This is a genomic window from Flavipsychrobacter stenotrophus (assembly GCF_002954265.1).
GTDB classification, from domain to species: domain Bacteria; phylum Bacteroidota; class Bacteroidia; order Chitinophagales; family Chitinophagaceae; genus Flavipsychrobacter; species Flavipsychrobacter stenotrophus.
Genome location: NZ_PPSL01000021.1, coordinates 1 through 1193 on the forward strand (window position 1 = coordinate 1; position 1193 = coordinate 1193).

The 1193-nt window shown below is 46.2% G+C and carries 1 protein-coding gene; it reads right to left on the bottom strand.

Annotated elements, in window-relative coordinates:
- Window positions 1-1193 (bottom strand): hypothetical protein (locus CJD36_RS23380; protein ID WP_161499429.1); only part of this gene is annotated, 1193 nt, incomplete at both ends.

Genomic DNA, 1193 nt, shown 5'->3' on the forward strand with positions numbered 1-1193 from the left:
ACAGGTACGGCAGCAACTGTTGAAACTGCGGCTCCAGATACATAACCACGGATATTTGTATTACCACTTGCTGTGGTAGCAGCCATATAAAGTGTACCCGTAAGGTTGTAACCAAGAGCATCGCCGCCCATAGAAGCGTTGTTGAACACTTTAATAGTATTACCACCATCAGAGAATCTGTTCGCAGCACCCGTGATGTTCATCCTGAAGGAGTTGCCTGCAAGTATTGGTGTATTTGATGCCAATGTAACAGTACCCGTCTTAGAACCCGCTGTATTATTGATATCTATATTGCGTACATAAAAGATATTACCATTACCGCTTATTGTCTGGTTCGCAGTGCCGCTCGTTACCAGGTTGTAACCATTGGTACTGCTCGTAGAGTCGCCACCGGCAAACGGGCTTGTACCAGACAATGTCATGTTGCCACGTATTGTCAAGTCTACTGCACTCGTAGGCATAGCTACACTTGTATTGTTCAACACAAGGTTACCGTAAGAGACAGCATTGCTTGTGGTATTTGGCAGTAATGAAGTACTCGTAAAGTTCAGACCATTGTAAACTATCGTACTCGTTGCATCAAGTGAACCAAGAGTTGGCAAGGTAGCATTCGATATTGTCAGTGTTCTACCTGCAGCTACATCTATTATTGCTGTTACCGTTGTAGAGCTACCGATAGCAAGATCTGTTGCAGCATCCAATGCAATCTTAGCACCGCCACCGGATACCGTCCACGATGAACCTGAGAAAGTTCCTGTATTGCCATTGGCAACGTGGAATACCTGGCCTGCGGTGGTGAAGTTGGAAGGATTTGATCCTGTTCCATTAGTATTAGTTCCCCATGTTGCTATATTATCAAGGTTATTTGATCCGGCAAGCGAGTAGTAGTCGGCAGCATATATGGCTGTAACCGTCAGGTCGTCCATAGAAAGACCATGGTCATTGCTGGCATCATTGATGTCCACCATTCTGATCCATACTTCCTGTCCAGGTGCTACTGTTGTAGATATGGTTGAAGATATTGCTGTTCTGTTGGCTGTGGCATTACCATCAAGGGCTGCAGCAGTAGTGCTGAACACAGGGCTGGTAAAGGTCAGAGCAGGTGCATTGGTCCATGTACCGGCAGTTATGCTGGTTGCTGCCACCTGGTAATCAACTGTATTACTTTGAGCAGCAGCAGGTGATGGTCCGCC